At 47.1% G+C, this 18,870-nt stretch carries 20 protein-coding genes; 5 read left to right on the top strand and 15 right to left on the bottom strand.

All coding sequences use genetic code 11. The features are described 5' to 3' along the window. Positions 1-21: 21 nt before the first annotated feature. The gene (locus NG795_RS06285) at positions 22-3,249 is read right to left on the bottom strand and encodes a sensor domain-containing protein (RefSeq protein ID WP_367287804.1); all 3,228 of its coding nucleotides are present in this window, start codon (positions 3,247-3,249) and stop codon (positions 22-24) included. 410 nt (positions 3,250-3,659) lie between these two features. Then, positions 3,660-6,152 carry a PAS domain-containing sensor histidine kinase gene (locus NG795_RS06290; RefSeq protein WP_367287805.1) on the bottom strand — a complete coding sequence of 831 codons (2,493 nt, stop codon included), beginning with the start codon at positions 6,150-6,152 and terminating at the stop codon, positions 3,660-3,662. Between the two features lie 51 nt (positions 6,153-6,203). On the opposite strand from NG795_RS06290, the gene NG795_RS06295 reads away from it, so the two are divergent. Further along, the gene (locus NG795_RS06295; protein WP_367287806.1) at positions 6,204-6,356 is read left to right on the top strand and encodes a hypothetical protein; all 153 of its coding nucleotides are present in this window, start codon (positions 6,204-6,206) and stop codon (positions 6,354-6,356) included. Between the two features lie 414 nt (positions 6,357-6,770). On the opposite strand, the gene NG795_RS06300 is transcribed toward NG795_RS06295, so the two are convergent. The 3 genes from NG795_RS06300 to NG795_RS06310 form a co-directional block, all read right to left on the bottom strand. Continuing rightward, positions 6,771-7,580 carry an ion transporter gene (locus NG795_RS06300; protein WP_367287807.1) on the bottom strand — a complete coding sequence of 270 codons (810 nt, stop codon included), beginning with the start codon at positions 7,578-7,580 and terminating at the stop codon, positions 6,771-6,773. Between the two features lie 591 nt (positions 7,581-8,171). After that, positions 8,172-8,309, bottom strand: coding sequence for a hypothetical protein (locus NG795_RS06305; protein ID WP_015148176.1), 138 nt, complete (start codon positions 8,307-8,309; stop codon positions 8,172-8,174). 104 nt (positions 8,310-8,413) lie between these two features. Next, on the bottom strand, positions 8,414-10,108 hold the full coding sequence (locus NG795_RS06310) for a transglutaminase domain-containing protein (protein ID WP_367287808.1): 1,695 nt from the start codon (positions 10,106-10,108) through the stop codon (positions 8,414-8,416). 437 nt (positions 10,109-10,545) lie between these two features. Here NG795_RS06310 and NG795_RS06315 point away from each other — a divergent pair, with 437 nt between their 5' ends. Then, positions 10,546-11,370 carry a DUF928 domain-containing protein gene (locus NG795_RS06315; protein ID WP_367287809.1) on the top strand — a complete coding sequence of 275 codons (825 nt, stop codon included), beginning with the start codon at positions 10,546-10,548 and terminating at the stop codon, positions 11,368-11,370. A 932-nt stretch (positions 11,371-12,302) separates the two neighbouring features. Then, positions 12,303-13,220, top strand: coding sequence for a polysaccharide pyruvyl transferase family protein (locus NG795_RS06320; protein WP_367287810.1), 918 nt, complete (start codon positions 12,303-12,305; stop codon positions 13,218-13,220). Positions 13,221-13,230: 10 nt separating this feature from the next. Here the strand turns inward: NG795_RS06320 and NG795_RS06325 are convergent, their stop codons facing one another. The 6 genes from NG795_RS06325 to NG795_RS28435 all read right to left on the bottom strand — a co-directional run bounded on the left by NG795_RS06325 (position 13,231) and on the right by NG795_RS28435 (position 16,575). Further along, the gene (locus tag NG795_RS06325) at positions 13,231-14,301 is read right to left on the bottom strand and encodes a glycosyltransferase (protein WP_367287811.1); all 1,071 of its coding nucleotides are present in this window, start codon (positions 14,299-14,301) and stop codon (positions 13,231-13,233) included. Positions 14,302-14,832: 531 nt separating this feature from the next. Next, positions 14,833-15,093, bottom strand: a complete 261-nt coding sequence (locus NG795_RS06330) for a hypothetical protein (protein WP_367287812.1) — start codon at positions 15,091-15,093, stop codon at positions 14,833-14,835. A gap of 291 nt (positions 15,094-15,384) precedes the next feature. Beyond that, entirely contained in the window at positions 15,385-15,702 is a 318-nt protein-coding gene (locus tag NG795_RS06335; protein ID WP_367287813.1) for a HigA family addiction module antitoxin, read from the bottom strand. 34 nt (positions 15,703-15,736) lie between these two features. Continuing rightward, positions 15,737-15,967, bottom strand: a complete 231-nt coding sequence (locus tag NG795_RS06340) for a hypothetical protein (protein WP_367287814.1) — start codon at positions 15,965-15,967, stop codon at positions 15,737-15,739. A gap of 24 nt (positions 15,968-15,991) precedes the next feature. Further along, complete coding sequence (locus tag NG795_RS06345) at positions 15,992-16,237, bottom strand: hypothetical protein (protein WP_367287815.1); 246 nt, start codon at positions 16,235-16,237, stop codon at positions 15,992-15,994. Between the two features lie 86 nt (positions 16,238-16,323). Further along, positions 16,324-16,575: an NACHT C-terminal alpha/beta 1 domain-containing protein gene (locus tag NG795_RS28435; protein WP_436836037.1), complete on the bottom strand. Its 252-nt coding sequence runs from the start codon at positions 16,573-16,575 to the stop codon at positions 16,324-16,326. Positions 16,576-16,693: 118 nt separating this feature from the next. Here NG795_RS28435 and NG795_RS06350 point away from each other — a divergent pair, with 118 nt between their 5' ends. After that, positions 16,694-16,906 carry a type II toxin-antitoxin system VapB family antitoxin gene (locus tag NG795_RS06350; RefSeq protein ID WP_367287816.1) on the top strand — a complete coding sequence of 71 codons (213 nt, stop codon included), beginning with the start codon at positions 16,694-16,696 and terminating at the stop codon, positions 16,904-16,906. Then, the gene (gene vapC / locus NG795_RS06355) at positions 16,893-17,300 is read left to right on the top strand and encodes a type II toxin-antitoxin system VapC family toxin (RefSeq protein WP_367287817.1); all 408 of its coding nucleotides are present in this window, start codon (positions 16,893-16,895) and stop codon (positions 17,298-17,300) included. The genes NG795_RS06350 and vapC overlap by 14 nt, the downstream gene beginning before the upstream one ends. Positions 17,301-17,442: 142 nt before the next feature. On the opposite strand, the gene NG795_RS06360 is transcribed toward vapC, so the two are convergent. From NG795_RS06360 to NG795_RS06375, 4 genes are all read right to left on the bottom strand, one after another. Further along, positions 17,443-17,757, bottom strand: a complete 315-nt coding sequence (locus NG795_RS06360; RefSeq protein WP_367287818.1) for a hypothetical protein — start codon at positions 17,755-17,757, stop codon at positions 17,443-17,445. Positions 17,758-17,911: 154 nt separating this feature from the next. Next, positions 17,912-18,121: a hypothetical protein gene (locus tag NG795_RS06365; protein WP_367287819.1), complete on the bottom strand. Its 210-nt coding sequence runs from the start codon at positions 18,119-18,121 to the stop codon at positions 17,912-17,914. A 39-nt stretch (positions 18,122-18,160) separates the two neighbouring features. Continuing rightward, entirely contained in the window at positions 18,161-18,499 is a 339-nt protein-coding gene (locus NG795_RS06370; RefSeq protein WP_367287820.1) for a DUF5615 family PIN-like protein, read from the bottom strand. Between the two features lie 3 nt (positions 18,500-18,502). Next, the gene (locus NG795_RS06375; RefSeq protein WP_367287821.1) at positions 18,503-18,853 is read right to left on the bottom strand and encodes a DUF433 domain-containing protein; all 351 of its coding nucleotides are present in this window, start codon (positions 18,851-18,853) and stop codon (positions 18,503-18,505) included. Positions 18,854-18,870 lie beyond the last annotated feature (17 nt).

Raw genomic sequence — 18,870 nt, forward strand, 5'->3', positions numbered from 1 at the left:
GTGCAAACCCCCGCCTAGGTATTAACTCACCTCTAGGTCACTCACTTGACCTTGGGTTAATAAGAGTGCCGCCGCCTCACCGTTAACGGGTTCAGAAAAAAAGTAACCCTGACCATATTTACAGCGGAGGATTTGGAGTTCGTGCATGGAATCTAGGGTTTCAATGCCTTCTGCAATCACATCCAGTCCTAGGGTATGCGCCAGGGTGACAATGGTTCTGACAATTTCTGAATCGTCATTGAGGTGGGACATTTGATGGACAAAAGAGCGGTCTATTTTTAAAACATCCACAGGGAAGCGATGGAGATAACTCAAAGAGGAGTAACCTGTGCCAAAATCATCAATGCATAACTGAATATCGAGGGCTTTTAGGCGATCGAGGATGGCGATCGCCCCTTCTGGGTCTTCCACTAGGGCTGTTTCGGTAATTTCTAATTTCAAATCCCAGCCATCGACCCCGGTTTCCTGGAGAATTTCCTCAACGCGATCGCTCAACTTCTGAGTCAGTTGCTTCCCAGAAAGATTCACACTCATTTTCAGGGAAGGATAGGTGGGAAATTGCTTTTTCCAGCTTTTTAATTGGTTACAGGATTGAATCAGCGCCCATTCGCCGATGCGTTCGATCGCGCCGGTTTCCTCGGCCACAGGTATAAATACATTGGGAGAAATCCACCCTTTGCGGGGATGATGCCATCGAATCAAGGCTTCAAATCCACTAATCTCTCCCGTAGTGAGCCTCACAATGGGCTGATAAAACATCTGAAACTCGCCGCGTTCGATCGCCCAGCGCAGATCGGTTTCCAACTCCAATCGTAAGATAGCTTCCTCACGCATGGTAGCATCAAATACCACATATCCGCCTTTTTCCCGGGCTTTGGCGCGATACATGGCGATATCCGCATCCCGCAAAAAATCAGGCTGACGCCGATCGCCTGCGGTACTATGAACGATGCCAATACTGATTGAGGCAAACACCTCGTAACTTCCGGCATTAAAAGGCTGACCCAAGGTTTCGTGGACTTGGTGCGCCACGGCGATCGCATCTTCCACCCGAGGAATATCTTCCAACAATAAAGTAAATTCATCCCCGCCAAACCGGGCGAGGGTATCGTTAGGACCTAAACATTGTTCCAGTCGTCCGGCGATCGCCATCAACAGGCGATCGCCTACGGAATGACCTAAACTATCATTCACCAATTTGAAGTCATCCAAATCCATGAACAGGACCGCAAACTCATAATCCGCTTCACTCTGAGCGCGGGAGACGGCTTTGACCAACCGATCCATAAAAAAGCCTCGGTTCCACAACCCGGTGAGTGCATCGTGAGACGCATTGTATCTCAGTTGCGCCTCTGTCCATTTGCGATCGGTTATATTCACCACGGACCCTTCATAATACATCAATTGATCCCGAGCATCGCGCACCGCACGAGCATTTTGAGAAATCCAAATCATACTACCATCAGCGCGATAAACCTGGGCTTCAAATCCGGTAACCACATCTTGTTGCTGTAACAGGCGAATAAACTCCTCTGGACAGCGGGGATCAACGTAGATTTGATGGGAGCGATCGCACAGCGCCGCCATCAATTCCGGGAGGGAAGCATACCCATAGAGCGCTGCCAAAGCTGGATTCGCACTCATATACCGTCCATCGGGGGTGGTCTGAAAAATTCCTTCTACGGCATTTTCTACAATACTGCGATAGTTGGCTTCGGCTTGCTGGAGTGCCTTTAAGGTCTGTAACCGATGTAAGACAGACCCCACTTGAAGCGCCATTGAGGAGATGCGCGGCAGCATTCGCCGATCCAGTTTCCCTGGGTTTGACTGAAAAAACACCAACACCGCCAGGACCAGGCGATCGGCCAAAATCGGAATTCCCAAGGCACTGGTGAAACCACAGGCGATCGCCCTGTGAGAGCGAGGAAACCCTGTCTCGGCTTCTGCGGCGAGATCGGCAATCCATTCCAGTTCTCCCGATGCCATGACTCGTCCGGGTAACCCCTGATTGAGTTCTAAGCGCAAGCAACTACCAGGGGCGGAGTAAGAGATTCCCGGTGCAGCATAGTACAGTCCAGAACAGTCTAAAGCGGTTCCCTCGGGGTTGACAACCCAGGCTTCCCCGGCAGAGTATCCTAGGGTTTCTCCCATGCTACATAGTGCGACTTTTAAGGCGGATTCAAAATCTGGCGCTGCACTCACCGCCTGAGTCATGTTCTCCCATAGACGAGTGTGGGCTTCGACGCGACTCGGGTCTTCAATCTCGATTCCGGTGGCGATCCAATAGTCTAACCTCGGGCGATCGCCTGTGTACACGGACCGAACACACCACTCCACCCAGATTTCTTCTCCCTCCTTTGTGAGGAGACGGGTTTGGATTCGTTGGGGTTGGGTTTCCTGGGTGAGTTGCTCCAAGGTTTGCGAGACCAAGGGCCGGTCCGATGGGGGGATAAATGTATTAATATAATTCATTCCCAATGCTTCCGCCCGAATATAACCGACTCGCGTTAACATGGCTTGGTTCATAAAGAAAACTGTGCCATTGGGTTTGATGGCACAGTTAAAGGCTGGGTTGGTATCGAGTAGACTCATCCATCCGTCTGGGGCGACTGGCAATGCTTCCTTCTCGGTGATATGGGCTTTGAACTGGGTTTGCATTCTCAGACTCATATAGTGCAGCATCAGGACAGTTCCGGTGGTATTTAGGAAGAGCAACAGGGCAATTTGATAGGGGTTCTGGGCCGTCCCCCAGGGGTTAATTGCCACTAGAAAGGAGGATTCAGAAGCCTCTTGAGAAGGGGGAGAGTGGGAATGGGCAGGAGCCGTTGCAGCAGTCTCTATTAATTCCCCGGGAATTGATGCATAATCTGGCCGCAAAAAGTAAGTTAAAATTTGGAGTATTTCCCTTAATTTTAAAGGGTTTATGTCGAAAAATACGGGCTTTTTTATTAATGTAAATTCCTTGGGGTAGTCATCCTCTGGAGTGATAGACCCGCCTGTGTTTAAGGGCTGTACAGTCGCGCCCCTATTCTGACCCCAGAGAGAATCTGGACGACTCGGAACCCGGGAGAAGCCAAGGGGAGTTGCTGCGATCGCCGCCACTGAGACGGTCCCCAACCCTAGGTGGGGTTGCCCTGAACCAGGCCATCCGTCCCCCGGTTGGTCCAGTCCCAGCAAAGCCCCGGCGATCGCCAACCCTCCCAGAGCCAATCCTGCCCTGCTAATTTTCTGCCCCCTCTGAGTCTTCATGTTTACCCCATTCCCCACCCGTCACATTTCTAGTTTAGGACTTGTTTCCGATTAACCGTTGTTTGCTCCGACACAAAAGTTCCCGAAAATGGGTCTAACTTTTGTTTGAGGTAGTTCTGAGTTATTGTGAATATTTGTAACTCCTTCACTCCTCCCTGTGGCCAGGGTTTTAATAAAAGATATCAGAATAAGGGCGCACTCTAATTTTTTTTATAAAAACTTAAAAAAAATTAAAACCCCTCAATCTGGATGGGACAAAGAAAGTCATTTTGTGGACTCTGAACCCCCCTGATTCAAACCTTCACCCAGGGATTAACTCAACTCAGAACATCTTGTCAACCGTAGGTACACGGAAACAGACGGTTACTGGCTGATTGAAAATGCAGCCTGTTTCCCTCCTCAAATCCAAGTTAGGGAATGGGTAAGGTAATCATAAATTCCGTTCCCAATCCCGGATTTGACTTACAGTCAATTTTGCCTCCATGTTTTTCCACGACAATTTGATAGCTAATCGATAAACCCAACCCCGTGCCTTTCCCCGGGTTTTTGGTGGTAAAAAACGGCTCAAAAATATGTTGTTGGGTATCGGCATTCATTCCTCGCCCATTATCTGAAATACGGATCAACGCGCAGTCCCCTACCCGTTCAGTGTGAATGCAAATCCTGGGGGTAAAGGTTCCGGGAGCATTCCCCGTCAGGTTCGGAACTCGGGCGCACATTTTGAGCTGTTTGTGCCCCTCTTCCTCTAAAACATCGATCGCATTTCCCAGTAAATTCATAAACACCTGATTCAGTTGTCCGGCATAACATTCGATGTTGGGAAGTTCCCCATATTCTTTAATCACCTCAATGCTGGGCATTCCGGCTTTTGCCTTGAGACGATTTTGTAAAATCAGTAAGGTACTATCAATCCCTTCATGAATATTCACTGACTTTTTCTGAGCTTGATCCAAACGGGAAAAGTTCCGCAAAGACAGCACCACTTCCCGGATGCGATCGGCTCCTACCTGCATGGAAGACATCAGTTTAGGAAAATCTTCCATCAAAAAATTGAGGCCAATTCCTTCGATATGCTCTTGAATTTTCGGGGTAGGTTTTTGATATTCTTTTCCATACAGTTCCACTAGCTCTAAAAGGTCCCGGACATATTGGCGAGCATGAGCGATATTGCCATAAATAAAGCTTACGGGATTGTTAATTTCGTGAGCCACCCCAGCCACCAATTGGCCGAGACTCGACATTTTTTCGGTTTGAATCAGTTGAGTTTGAGTTTGTCTTAATTCCTGTAAGGTATGTTTGAGTTCTTCAGCTTTTTGTCGGAAGCGTTCTTCGGAACGGCGCAAGGCATCTTCTGCTTGTTTGCGTTCGGTAATATTTTGGGTCATAATCATCCCCGCAATGGCTTCTCCCTGTTCGTTTTTCAAGGGTAAGGTATGGGTGAGATAAAGACGGCTTCCAAAGGGAACTTCAGTCACGCTTTCCTTGCCCGCTAGAGCATCGCGATAGAGGGGTTCGTAGCGGGTCGCAATGTCTGAGGGGAAAGCTTCTGCTAAAGTTTTGCCTTCGATTAATTCTTTAGATAAGCCAACTTTGGGGAGTTCGGTGCCTTCGGCTAGGGTGTGATGCAGGTCTTGATCAAAGAGACAAACGGTCCCATTGGGAAAGTTTTTCGCCAGGGTGCGATAGAGGGTTTCACTCCGCCGTAAAGCGACCTCCATTTGTTTGCGATCGCTGATATCAATGCCGATAAAAACCGCTTTGGTTCCTTTTTGATATTTCTGAGAAACTACTAAATAGCTGCGGGTTTCGCCCTGGGACTCTAAGGTAATTTCCGTGGATTGGGTGCGTTCAGGACGGGCAAAAAAGTCCTGAACCATCTCGGAGAATTTGGGACTGGTTTGTAAGAATCCCACGGGGCGATCGGCAAAGCTATCCGCAGGCATTTGGAAGGCTGCGGCTAAATGGCGATTCACCCCCAAATAGCGTAAATCCGAACTGACCCAAGAGACTAAACCGGGAACGGCATCCAAGACGGCTTGGAGTTGCTCATTGGCATTCTGTAGGTCGGATTCGGCTTGTTTGCGTTCACTAATATCTCGGACGAAGGCACAGTGATATTCTTGATCATTAAAGGTTAAATAATTGACCCGGACTTCTACGGGAATGGACTGATTTTGTTTAGTGAAGTAATTGGATTCAAAGGTAAAGGTTTGAAACTGTTTAATCGCTCGCCAATGTTCGGTCCAAATCGGGGGAGAAAAGGCGGGGTCAATTTGAGAAACGGTGAGGGCTCGTAACTCTTCGGGAGTATAGCCGAGTAACTGACAGGCGGCTTCATTAACATAGCTCAAGTGAGCATCCGGGGTCATCCAGAGGACGGCATCTGCGGCTTTATCCATTGCAAATTGAGTGAGTTGTAAGGCGTCGGCGAGTTGTTTGCGCTCAGTCAGGAGTTCGGCAGACAACATCAACCCGCCAATTTCGCCATCAGCGGCGATCCAGGGTTGAATCTCCCATTTCACCCATTCGAGTTGGCCATTGGGTTTAATGAGACAATCCTCATGGCACAAGGGTTCTCCAGTTTCTATACAATGTTGATAGCGCTGTTGCCAGGATTCGCACAGATGGGGAAAGAGTTCATAATGCGATCGCCCAATGGCACAGGTGCGATCGCTGGAACTATATTCACGGTCCCACCGTCGCGACCAGGCCAAATAGCGCATCTGGCGATCGACCATTGCCACCGCTGCCGGAACATATTCCACAAATTGGGATAAGATGCCTTCGCTTTGGGGGAGAGTCGGTGAGTGCTTCAAGGATGGCGATCGGCTGGTTTTGGGATTGCCATTCAGGGTGGGGTTGGGTTGCACCTTGAGGGAGTGATGAACTGAAATCTGTTGCATGGTGGGAATCCTCCTGGTAGGGAATGCAGATCGGGTTTCCGGAGTTGTGGAGTGGAGTCCCCTCATGCGATCGCCGAGGTCCGGTTTTTGCCTGGTCTTTTTCCAGTTTCAAAAGTTCCGCACTGCGATCGCACCGAACACCGAGTTGGACTAGGGTCCTCGGATCCCACGGATCCGAATGAGAGTGCCGCCTGGAAAGAGTGATGCAAACCCCGACCATTCGCCGAACCCATTCCAAATTGAGAGATAGATGCAAGTCGAAAGCATGGCCCTCGAATGTCCAGATCGAGTTCCTCCCTTTTAACCTTCCTGATGAGTCGTTAGTCTATTTTGGTTCAGCGGTAGTTTCTGGCGGCGTTATTTTTTTGCCATTTTAGCCAAAATCCTTAACAATTTGTAGCATATTTTCACCTAAATTTTAACATTTGTAAAACCTTGACAATTGAGACAACCTATGTTCTTATCAGGAATGGTTCAGAATCGCTCCAGTCTATCGGCGATCGCCCCTGTGGTAATGTAGGCAAAATCCCCGGAAAGGGTCTCAATCAATCCTTCCCTCTGTTCCTACAAATTGAGCCATTTGCTCACCCAAACTGGGCAACGTATCCACCCACCGCCTTACTTTTGAGCATCTGGCGATCGCGCCGGATTCAAAGGGGACGACTGTAACGAAGTGCCACAAACCTTGCAAAACAGAGCATCGCGATCGTGACGAGACAACCCACATCCTCCGCAAGGGGTTTCCACCCGGTTAGCATTTCTCACTAATTCTTTAATTAACGCCCCGAGTTGTCCCGGAATCAGCGCAATTCCCGAAATAATCATCAAAATTGTTAGCAATCGCCCCCCTTGAGATAAGGGCGTCACATCCCCAAATCCCACGGTTGTCATCGTCACGACACAAAAATAGACCGCATCGATAAAGGTACGAAATGCCTGGGGATTTGTGGGATGTTCGACTTGATAAATTAACCCGGAGTAAACAAAAACAATGGTAAATAAAGTAAAGATAATCCGGCGAATAATTAATTGGTCTTCCCCCTCGGTACTGTCAAAAAAAACTTGACTTTCCACAAAGCGCAGCAACCGCAAAATCCTAAACCATCGCAATAGCCGCAAATAGCTAATCCCGAAGTTCCCGATAAATAAGGGTAGAATAACGATTAAATCTATAAGAGAATAAAGGCTAAAAAAGTAAGTTATTTTATGGGGTGCAGCCCAGAAGCGCAAAACATATTCAATGAAAAATACCACTAAAATTAAAGTATTCAGATTATCTAAAATCAAGGCAATCTGAATCGGAATTTTATAGGTTTCAATAACAAATATAGCCGAAGATAATAAAACCAGACTGGTCAAAAAGAGGTTAATCCATTTTCCAGCCCGGGTTTGGGTATCGTCTAAATAAAAAGCGAGTTTTTCGGCCAAGTCTTTAGGGATGAAGTAGTTATAAATTCAACCGCGTCAATACTTCCAGTAGGAGGCGGGGGGTTTAATTCCCCGCTTCCTTCCAGAGTCCGGGATGAGAGGGTGACTCCTGGAGGAATTCCTAGAGTATGGGTCCAGTATGAGAACCAAGGGCCGAAAACCCGGTAAAAGCAACAAGCGACGGGGGTTCAAACGTTGGCGATCTCATAGCTAAAGCAACACCCGACGGGGGTTAAAACCTTTTAGCCTGTAGAGGCGCTTATAAAAGCGCCTCTACGGCGGGGGATAAATCCCCCGCCTAATAGCTAAAGTCGGTTGAAACCGACTGAAAACACCACGGGATAAGACTTGCAGTCGGTTGAAACCGACTGAAAACACCACGGGATAAGACTTGCAGTCGGTTTTTAACCGACTTTAGCTATTAGGCGGGGGATTTATCCCCCGCCGGTTGTTGAGAGTGGTGCAAGATGTCAGATTTAACCGACTTGAGCTATGAGGCCGCCAATCGATTGATCCCCCGCCGGTTGTTGCAACGGGTGCAAGATCTCAGATTGATCTCAATACTAGACCGATGTCCTAGTTTCTGAGAACTTAACGAGAGCGTTTCTCCTTTTCCTGACGGCGGCGATCGCGCCATTCTGCTGCGGTGAGATAGATAATTCCTCCCGTTACCAGGACCATCAACCCGAGGGTTCCGGTTGCTAGAACAGTATAGATAGTCGTGTCCACAAGTCCTCCCCAATCAAAAATCAGTGTTAACAAAGTCCGAGTTTAAGGGACGGCAGTCATCTCGTGGGAAGTCACCTGAACAGAGGGCCGCTGAGGGGGCTATTTTAGTTAGGTGGTGGCAGTTCACCTAAAATCGTGAATCGGACGTGATTGATTGCCAAATCCCCCAGACGGATCTCGCTTTTATGTAAGGGGACTCCCTTGAGTTTGAGACTTTCAAACCGGATCCCTTTGCCCAATTCCACATGATACCAAGCTAATCCCATAAAAAACCGCATGGGGTTAGGGCCGCTATCTTGATTATCATCGGGATTGGATTCCATTGGGATCCAACCCAATCCGGGAATGTAGAACTCCAACCAGACGTGATTGTAGTCCGGTTGCATGGGAACCCCTTGGCGATCGGGGTGTGGGGGGCATTTGTAACGTCCCACGGTGCGACAGGCAATCCCATTTAACCGCAACAGGGCCAACATTAAACCCACATATTCGCCACAGGAACCGATACCGCGTTCGAGGACGATATCGGGGGTATCAATGTGGGGTTTGATGCCGTAGTCGAGTTTTTCGTAGACATAATCGCGAATACTTAGGACTTTTCGCAGGAGATTGGTTTCGGTCCCGATCGCCTCGACTGCTGCCTTGCGAACAATTTCCGTCTCCATTGCCAGATTGTCATTATCGACTAAATAGCGATCGGCAAATTCTGGCGGCAGTTCGGGCAGATTTTCCACATCCCGAGGGGAAAGACGGTACTTGATACTCCGAACCTCTAACAAAGCTTTCCACCCAAAGACTCGCGCCTCATGAGGTTTGAGACTGTCGAATTTAAATACAGCAATTCGCTGTCCATCGAGAATTTCTTCTTGAAAAGGCAGTCCGATCGCCTCAATTTTCTTCAATTTTTGCCGGGGAGTTTCTGCCGGAAAGGCAATCCGCCATTCCAAACCGGTGAGGTCCAACTCATCCAGGGGAGAGAGTTCCTCAACGTAGGAAATTTCCATGAGATAGCCGTTGGATAAAGCAAAATACTCATCTTCATGGTAATGAAAATGCAACGGATGAATAAACGTGCGATCGCGAAAGGCCAATTGGTGCGGATCGGCGGAATTCGGGTCATCCCGAATATAGATTTCTTCCGAAGCATAAGCCACATAGAGAATTTCTTCCCCGGTTTCTGGATGGCGATGAAAGGCCAAACCGGAGGGATGTTCAAAGGGAGTCAGGACGCTAAAAAGGACAGTACCCGTGGCGCGATCGAGACAGTAAACCGTTTGTTCCTCAGAATCGGAAACCCAGAGGTATTCTGCCTGGACCGTTAAACTTTCCACCCCAATTCCTGGGGCGTAAAACCGGGTAATTTCCTCCCCAGTTTTGCGGTTAAAAATCAAAATGTAGCCGGTTTTTTGAGAACTGACATAAACTGTAGAACCCCAAACCGCTACCCCATTGGCAGGATAGGGCAAGGTGACGAAATGTTGAGGATTGAGTTCTTGAATTCCCAAACCGGACCGAGCATTTTCACAAAAATAAACGCTGTTTTCCCGGGTTAGCCAGAGGGTATCTTCCCAGAAGCAAAGGCCCGTGGTATCAACAAATTCCGAAGCATGATAGGGATTGAGAATTTTGGTGTTGTCGTTGGTACAGTCAATTTCTAGGAGATAGCCCCGGGCGGAATCAATGGCAATCAGTGCATCACCGACAAACGCCATAGAGTGCAGCTCATAGACGCCATAAGGTCTAATCGTGCGTAACCAGGGGTCAATTTGATGGGAGAGAACAGGTGAATCAAAGCTCATAGAAAACTAATCTAAGGGTGCTAAAAGGGATAGGAGATCAAGGGATAACTACAGGTAGAGTGATGGCAATGGCTTTCTCAAGTCTTCCTTAACTTGTCTCCCGGAAGAGACAGAAAGTTTGCCCTTGGGCTCAGAGCGGTTATGATGGATTTAAACACTTATCGAAAGGTTTAAACCGGCGATCGGTATGAATCCGCGATCGCCACCCCATCTAAGAGCAGGGTGATGTCTGTTGAAGGGTGCAGATCCTTGGGAAACCGCAGGAGTGGGGGTTAAAAAACCCCGCGAGCGCTACGGTTTGGGGTGCACGGTTGCTAATTTAGCAATTTTAGTGGGATTCAATGTGTTCAGAGAGAGCGGTTCCCTCTGAAGCCGGACTGGTCCATCTCGTTATCCTGCCTGCTTTTACTGTCTAAATTCACCACAAGGCCCCTCTTATGATGATGTTGAGCAAGTCTTCTTTCGCCTTAATTTCCCTCTCGATGGCATTCTCTGTGGCATTCGGTGGGAGTGCCGGTTTGACTAACCCCGTGCACCCTGGTGCTGCTCACAGGGCGATCGCCCAAAATGAGTTACCCACGGATTGGAACGTATTTGAAACCCCCGAAGGCGCACCCGGACGACGAATTGGTGGCGGAACTCGGGGGAACTGTCCGAAGAGTGCATCCGGCATGATTGCCCTAGTTCCAGAGAATAACCTAGGACTGACCCTCTCGGATACCCCCACCTTCTTGTTTTACGTCCCTAAAATTGAGGAAGCGAGTTCCGGGCCCATTGAGATGGAATTTCTCCTAGTGGATGAATCGGACCCTGAAAACGTGCAAGAAATTTATCAGCACAGAGTTCCTTTACCCGCTGGCGGGGGAACCATCGCCCTGACCCTACCCGATGATGAGAATCTCCCCCCCTTGCAAGTCAATCAACTTTATAGTTGGTACTTCTCACTGATTTGCAATCCGAAAGCATCAGACCCCTCGATTTTATCCCTGGGAGGTTGGATAGAACGGGTGGAACCCTCACCGACGTTGACCCAGGAACTAGAACAACTCACATCCCGCGATCGCATTGCCGTTTACGAGCGGGAAATCCTGTGGTTTGACGCGATCGGCACCCTCGCCCAACTCCTCCAGGACAACCCCAACGACCCCATCTTACGGCCAAAATGGAATGCGCTCCTAGAATCCATCAACCTCTCAGAAGTTGCTCAGGCCCCTTTCCTCAATTGGGAGCAGGAGCAAACCTCCAACCGCGATCGACCGTAATTACAAAGACCCTAAGATGTAAAAAGACCCATTTTGCCCGGATAAAATGCCCCCCTTTCCAATCGATGTGTTACTCGCATATTTCTTAACATAATAATAGGTCACAGGGGGGTGAAAAACCCGAGTTCCGGAGGCTGAGGCGAGAGTGGAGTGACGGCTATTTGGTAATCAATCGGTCATACTCGGCTATGTTCCCATCCAAAACCAAGAAATGCCGTTCTCTTCTTCAACACCCAAAGCAGGATAATTTAACCCGACGCTAACAGACTAATACTTTTGGCCCAGTTTTTTGAGAGGGATGGATGGATGAGACGGATCAGCCTTGAGCAAGTTGTAGCATTCATCCGCCCTTTTTTGTACAGTTTCAGGTCAAGCGTTGTCTTGTCGCATTGCCCAAATCGGCGAGTGGTCTAGGAAAGCCGAGTTATCGGCAATGTCCAGATTCAAACCCATCGGGTCTACTGGAAGCAGTCCAAGCCGATGAAAGAAGCTATTCACACTCCTGAATCGAACAATATTAGTCATGTCGAGGGGAAAACCTCATGGTCAGTATTAGTAATTAGCTAGATAAAATTCTTGAGTTTCGACGCACTCTGGGTATTCCAACAAATAAATCATCCAAATCCGAGGGTTAAGGGCCTAACACTACTCGATTAGCCCGCGCTTCTGGGGCTTCGTCCGCTTTTTTCCCCACCCTGAAGGGTCCGGGATTTTTGGATATTTTATTTTTTGGAGTTCCCTATAATAAAGCCCCGAGTATCGGTATAAGGGGTCAAGTTATTTTTACCTGACTCCTTAGCCTACGGCGATCGCTTAAACTTTTGTCAGTCAACCAGTCTACAGCCACACCCCCCGGAATGGTTACAGCAACGGCGATCGTGCTACTGTAGAACTGATTCCCCTAACTGTATTTCCAACATAGATCAGCAGCGATGAAACTTTATTATTGTAAGTACCCAGAGGGACGGCAAAATTTTGGAGATGCCTTAAACGTCTGGCTTTGGGAGCAGTTGCTTGATGGGATCTTAGATGAAGATCCCAGTTCAGTCTTTGTCGGAATTGGCACCTTACTCAATAATGCCCTGGCATCAAGAACCTCAAAGGCAAAGCAAAGAATTATTTTTAGCACTGGGGCTGGCTATGAGAAGCAAGCCTTAAGTTTAGATGAATCCTATCACATTTACTGTTTACGAGGACCGATCTCTGCCCAACTTTTAGGGGTTGACCCCGGCCTAGCGATCACCGATGGTGCCCTTTTACTGCGTAAACTGATTGATCTCAATCCCCTGCCTAAGAAATATAAATTTTCCTATATGCCTCATTATGATTTTGCTGGCGATGGCTGGCAAAATGCCTGCGATCAACAGGGTTTCGGCTATATTAGTCCGGCCTGGGATCGGGCCAAAGTAATCACCAGCATTCGCGAAACCGAGGTTCTAATTTCCGAAGCCATGCACGGGGCAATTGTCGCTGATGCGTTACGAGTTCCTTGGATTGCCGCCAAAACTCACCCGGCTATTTTGGAGCTCAAGTGGCAAGATTGGTGTGCTTCGGTGGGATTAGAATATCATCCTCAGACCCTGGGGTATCTCTATCACCCCCGCTCATCCCAGGGAGGCTGGGCGACAGGAGACGCTTCCGCCTCGGTCGTAGATTGGGTAGTATCTCCGGCAAAACAGGTGCGCGATTGGTGGCGACAACGGAAAGCGGCTCAGGAGCTCTCGGAGTTGGCTAAGACAGCAACTCCTTGTCTGAGTAGTGATGTCTGTCTAGAGAGACTAATGACGCGCTTAGAGGAAGCCTTGGAGCAGTTTAAACAGGATTATCGTCAAGGAAAGTTCCAGGGTTAAAGGCTAAGTCTTAAATTAGTTGCCCACTGCGCCAACGTTTTAAGAGAACTGGCATTCGAGTGGTAAAGAGTTTGAGACAAGACCCCCAACTGGACCAACCCGGATAGTGTCGCAATAAGTAAAGTACGGCTGAGGGACTGAGCCATAACCCTTTCTGTCTGCCCAGGCGCTGGATGAGCTGGGAGCCAGTTAAGGGAGCCTGGAGGCAATCTAACAGTTCCAGACTGGGCGGTAATGTATTCGGGCAAGCCTCGGGATCATAGCCAGCATTAACCCAGGCTGGTTCTTTGCCACGATAGGTTTTAGACTCGGGGTGGCCAAAGCCGATGTTATACACAAAAGACACTTTCGGGATGATATGTATTCTATTTTGATGGAGTGCCTCCAGGGTCATAGTGATCACCCAGTCGGTTGTGTGTTGTTTTTCCAGCCAAAATTGATTGATGATTGTAGCCTGAGTTTCTATTGTCGGGGGTATTTTATAAAATACACCAAAGGGGTTAGAGTAGAGTTTATCTTCGCTCATAGCAATGTCCTGCCAACGATCTGCCCAGGTGGCATACCCCCAAGAAAAGACCCGATGGGAGGTAAAAAAATCGGCTTTGATTTGGTCTTTGGTGTTGCCTGCAATTGAGGAATAAGCACTAATCGAGAAAACCTGTTTTTGGTTTTTATAGGCCGCTAATAGGCGACACATTCGGTCATAAAAACAAGGATTCGGAACAATGTCATCCTCTAGGTAAACGAGGGAGTCATGGGTTTGGAATGTCTCGTTGAAGGCAGTAACGATGTTTTTATCACAGCCTAAGTTGTGCGATCGCCGCACTAGCTCAACGGGAATAATAGCTGAGAAATCCTTAAGAAGTTGCACAGTTTCCTCAACTAAAGCCTGTTCTCGCTCATTTCTCGGCCCATCGACAACAGCAATAATCACCGGGGGACGCAGAGATTGTTGGGCGAGGCCATCGAGGACTTGCCTGAGCAAATCGGCGCGGGTGAAGGCGGGAAGCAGAATAGGTGGTAGGACTTGAGGCAGTGAGACTTCATCCAAGGTTGCTGGCAAGTGTTCCCCGTTAGCCATGATGTCACCTTCAATCAGGTTTGAACTGTAGGTTAGTTTAACACATGGACAGATCTGTAGGCTCGGTCCGATCAATCTCATTTGAACTCATGTTAGATGTCAATAAAACCAGTTTTGGGGAGTCTCTCTTTTTCACCACCCAGATTTAGGAAAAAAACCCAGTTTCTAAGACTAGGTTTGTTTTCCCGTTGATGATATCTCCTCACCCAGGGATTCCATAAGGGCAATAAAAAGTGGTCTGAGGCGATCGCCTCAGTAGAAAACCATCGGCACCACTACTTAGAAGCCAGGTTGATAAAAGCATTTCTGCATAGGATATTTAAATTTGATTAACAAATTCAGTTTGTAATCCCCGATAGAGATTTTATGGTACAGTCTCAACTCAAGTTTCCTAGTGAATATCTATAAATACCTTGGCTTCCTCCCGCGTTACCAGTTTTTTTCGCCCCCGAGTGCCCCATCTTGACAAACTAGCATAACTCTGTATTGATAAGTCGAATCAATTTAAAACCTTGTCACTGATGCAAGTATTTAAACCCTGCCCAGTTTTTCCCTTAAATTTAATACCCGCATCACCAACGAATTGACAAGGGTTTTGGGCAGTTTTTGACAATCTGACGAATTATGGTAAACTGTATTATCAGCGGAGCAGTTTTGCTTGTTTATAAAATTGCTAGATTTTGCCACAATTTTTCGCCCCCAACCCTGATGATACCGTTGTCGATGGGGCCAAGGTTGGGGTGCGATCGCCTCCCAGATTTTCTCCCGCGTGACCAGTTTTTTTTCGCCCACTCACACCGCCTCTTGACAAATCTGCATAATTCTGTATTGATAAGTCGAATCAATATTTTTTCCCCAGTTTTTTGAAATGGAGGGACGGATGAGACGGGTCAATCTTGAGCAAGTTGTAACATTCATCGGCAGTTTGGTGAGAAAGGCTACGGCTATTTCCCTGGTCAGTTTTTGACAAAAGGCGATGAGTTATTGTGGCGGTTTCGTTGGGGTGGAAAACCCTTCTAAGCCGAAGAAAAAGACGCTTCTCCTCTTCGGTTAATTGTGGATACTGAGGTTCACAAAATGGGACTACTCAAATTTTAGCAGATTGCCCCCAGAGGAAATTTGCTTCAGAATCTCTTGCTCTTCCTGTTGGGTATGATATAAATCCCAACGCAGTTGGAGATTCAGCCAAAAATCCGGTGCCATATCAAAAAATTTAGCCAACCGTAGAGCGGTACTGGTAGTGATTCCTCGCCGCCCGTTGATAATCTCATTGACTCTCTGATAAGGCACATAAATAGCATCAGCTAAGTCTCGTTGGGCCAGTTCCATCGGCTTCAGAAACTCTTCTAAAAGCATCTCGCCAGGATGAGTCGGGGGGCGATGAGTGGGAATGCGAATCATTATGAATTACTCCGGGAGTGATATTAGTGATTTTTCAGGTTTTAACTAGGTTTTGTTGGCCGAGTTCTAGAGAAATGCCACTAATGCGATCGTCTCCAGGGCGATAGGATAATACTTCGATACCAATGGGTTCATGGGTATCTCCATCTTTGAAAAGGATAATATCATTCCCCAGTTCCGTAGCAATTTGGTTAGGACGGGGGGATTGCCAAAAAATGGTTAATAGTTCGGTTTCAGGTTCGTAAAATACTTTTATTTGGACCATAATTTTGTTCTTGTTTTAATTGCATCAGTTTGGTAAACTATAATCAAATAACCCTCTCCATTTTGCCTTGAGGGTGCGATAAAATAGCAAGACATTAATATCGCGCTGACTTTGGTAAATGGCCTCGGGTTGATTAAGGGTTTGCTGAATTTCAGTTTCATAATGGGCAATATCTGGATGTTTGATGAGCAATGTTTGCCAGTAGTTTTCGTTGGTGCGGACTGTGAACCCTAGAGGAGTAGAAACAATAAATTTAACAATTGATTCCATGTTTTAGCTGAAGGCTAGGGTTTGCTGATATTGTAGCGAATTTGGGGATTTGGGGTGAGGGTTCAGAAACCCCGTTTCTTGGCTGCTCAAATCTCCTTTAACCCGGTTTCAATGGCTGATATCAGATTCGGTTGATTGGGAGGAAAGCCTTTTAAGGGCGCTTCTAGGGGTTCCTCGGTGAGGAAGGCTACGGCTATTTCCCGGGTCAGTTTTTGGCAAAAAGCAATGAGTTCTGGGGTCGGTTTCGTAGGGACGATAGGGTAAGAGGTTTTAGGGGGCTTTGGTGCCAGCGCTGTTAGGCTAGGGTAGCGGATGCCGGTGAGTCTTCCTCGGGACAGATGGTGGCCCAGATGAGTTCGCTGAGGGTCTTGGTTCCTAGGGGGCATTGAGCCAAAAAATGTTAACATGAGTTAGGCTAGGCTCTAATTAATCAGAAATTTCACTGAATTATTAACTATGAAAAATCCCATCGAACTTAATGAAGAATTGGTCGAAGAAGCATTGCGATTAACCAATATTCAAACAGAACAAGAATTAATTAATTTTGCTTTGGCAGAGTTAATCCGTAACCGCAAAAAACGCAATTTACTAGAGTTGAGCGGACAGATTCAATTCTCCACAAATTACGACTATAAATCCTTACGGGAAAACCGAAATGTTTCTGATTGATACATCGGTTTGGATTGCGGTTTTCCGAGACAGGACTGATGCCGTCCGTCAATCTTTGTCAGCACTGATTAATGAGCAATCCATTTTTTTGAGCCGATTCACTCAGATGGAACTGTTGCAAGGTTGCCGAGATGAACGAGAGTGGAGGCTGTTAGAAACCTATCTGCAAGACCAAGACTACATCGAACCCACTCCTCATACTTGGGTTGCGGCTGCCCGAATTTATTACGATTTGCAACGACAGGGGTTAACGGTTAGAAGTAGTATCGATTGTTGTATTGCTCAACTTGCCATAGAACATCAGTTAATTTTAATTCATAATGACCGTGATTTTGAGACAATTGCAAGGGTGACAAGCCTTAATAGTTTGCGCTTTCGACCGGACGATAATTAAACCTTAAATCTCCTCTAACCCGCTTTCAAGGGCGGATATCAGATTCGGTTGATTGGGGGAAAGCCTTTTAATGGCCCTTCTAGGGTTTCGTCGGCGAGGAAGGCAATGTCGCCTTCTATCGTTCCAGCTTGTTGTGCAACTACTAAAGGATATTGGTAATCTGATTAGAATCACAGTTGTAGCTTGGGTATTGCAAATCGTATTGAGGATGTTTCTTTTGCAAATAATCAGCGATCGCCTTTTTGCGATTAGCCCTTTCGGACAAATCAGGCGGCGCATCTTCTAACAGATGTTCAGGATGTCCCCCACGTCTTTCGACAATGGTTTGGCGGGGTTGTAAACTCAACCAGCGTTCTTGAACCAAGCGTTTAATCAATTCATCGCTAGTCGTTTTTTCCCTGGCTAAAATTTCCACTAAACGGGCTTCGGTTTCGGGGTCTAGTTGTATGTTCAGCATGAGTCTTTCTGATTTGTGCTTGATGTCTAATTCTCCCGGATTTACGCTAACTCATCCCATTGTAGCTAAATGCTGAGAAACCGGGTTTCTATGGATATCTCGGTTAGGATACAGAAACCCTGACAGAAACCCGGTTTCTTTGATTCCACTCAACCTAAGACATTTCCAGAACTTGTTGCAGAGGAGGGGATAGTTCAATAGGCATAAAATAGGCGTTAGGATAGAGATAATCTTCCCCTGATTCATCAATTATCCGCAGCATTTGATGACTATTCGCTGTTGAGTCCGGTAAGACTTGATAAATCTTGCGAACTTCTAGGGAAGCGGCATAGTCTGTGTTTTTGATGCAAACAACAAAGTTCATTGGTTTGACTCTAATCGATAAAGCGGCAGCAGTTCAACATCAAACAAAAATTACTTGATTGGCGAAATCTTCTAATTCTCCAATTTTGGCGTAAACCTCTAACTCTTCTATCGCATAACCAATGGAAACTTTAGGACTTAAAAAGAAAATCCCTGTAAACGCTTCACCTTGAGCAACACAATTTTTAGCTAAAACTAAAAAATCGTGATCTGTGGTTACAAGAGGACGCTTGAGTTGCAAAGAACGACTCAAAATTATTTCATCAATAGCACTACTATTATTGTCTTCTTGAGCGGTCATAACCTCAACCCCTCTCAGTTGTAAACCAATTTTAATCGCTCGATGGACTGGAGCATCGAAATAGTAGGAGATTGCCATTTTTTATCCCTGCTGCTGCCGTTTTTGCTGAAGTGCCTGTTTAAAATCGGCGGTATGATGACCGACTCCCATTGTAACTAAATCAGCTTGCAGGTTCTGGATTTCTTCCTGTTCTTGAGCAATTTGAGCATCAATCTGGGGTTGATAGGTGTAGTAATAACTGAGGGCTGAATAAATGGCAGCAAGGGGGATTTCTGGGTGTTGAAAGTGCAGTTCTTCTGGACTCCACCCGTGGGCGTGTTTTTCTTGAATCAGTTGGGCAACTGAAACGCGACTATTGACAATTGTTGCCTGATTTTGAGTATCAATTTCTAGGTATTGCCAGGTTACAGGAGTATCTGTGGTGAATGTCATGTTGAGAACAGGGTAAG

It is taken from the genome of Laspinema palackyanum D2c (assembly GCF_025370875.1).
Classification (GTDB): domain Bacteria; phylum Cyanobacteriota; class Cyanobacteriia; order Cyanobacteriales; family Laspinemataceae; genus Laspinema; species Laspinema palackyanum.

Coding starts and splice junctions, on each gene's coding strand:
- NG795_RS06285 (WP_367287804.1), bottom strand. CDS start 3,249: ATGAAGACTCAGAGGGGGCAGAAAATTAGCAGGGCAGGATTGGCTCTG.
- NG795_RS06290 (WP_367287805.1), bottom strand. CDS start 6,152: ATGCAACAGATTTCAGTTCATCACTCCCTCAAGGTGCAACCCAACCCC.
- NG795_RS06310 (WP_367287808.1), bottom strand. CDS start 10,108: ATGAGCTTTGATTCACCTGTTCTCTCCCATCAAATTGACCCCTGGTTA.
- NG795_RS06315 (WP_367287809.1), top strand. CDS start 10,546: ATGATGATGTTGAGCAAGTCTTCTTTCGCCTTAATTTCCCTCTCGATG.
- NG795_RS06320 (WP_367287810.1), top strand. CDS start 12,303: ATGAAACTTTATTATTGTAAGTACCCAGAGGGACGGCAAAATTTTGGA.
- NG795_RS06325 (WP_367287811.1), bottom strand. CDS start 14,301: ATGGCTAACGGGGAACACTTGCCAGCAACCTTGGATGAAGTCTCACTG.
- NG795_RS06335 (WP_367287813.1), bottom strand. CDS start 15,702: ATGATTCGCATTCCCACTCATCGCCCCCCGACTCATCCTGGCGAGATG.
- NG795_RS06340 (WP_367287814.1), bottom strand. CDS start 15,967: ATGGTCCAAATAAAAGTATTTTACGAACCTGAAACCGAACTATTAACC.
- NG795_RS06345 (WP_367287815.1), bottom strand. CDS start 16,237: ATGGAATCAATTGTTAAATTTATTGTTTCTACTCCTCTAGGGTTCACA.
- NG795_RS06350 (WP_367287816.1), top strand. CDS start 16,694: ATGAAAAATCCCATCGAACTTAATGAAGAATTGGTCGAAGAAGCATTG.
- vapC (WP_367287817.1), top strand. CDS start 16,893: ATGTTTCTGATTGATACATCGGTTTGGATTGCGGTTTTCCGAGACAGG.
- NG795_RS06360 (WP_367287818.1), bottom strand. CDS start 17,757: ATGCTGAACATACAACTAGACCCCGAAACCGAAGCCCGTTTAGTGGAA.
- NG795_RS06365 (WP_367287819.1), bottom strand. CDS start 18,121: ATGAACTTTGTTGTTTGCATCAAAAACACAGACTATGCCGCTTCCCTA.
- NG795_RS06370 (WP_367287820.1), bottom strand. CDS start 18,499: ATGGCAATCTCCTACTATTTCGATGCTCCAGTCCATCGAGCGATTAAA.
- NG795_RS06375 (WP_367287821.1), bottom strand. CDS start 18,853: ATGACATTCACCACAGATACTCCTGTAACCTGGCAATACCTAGAAATT.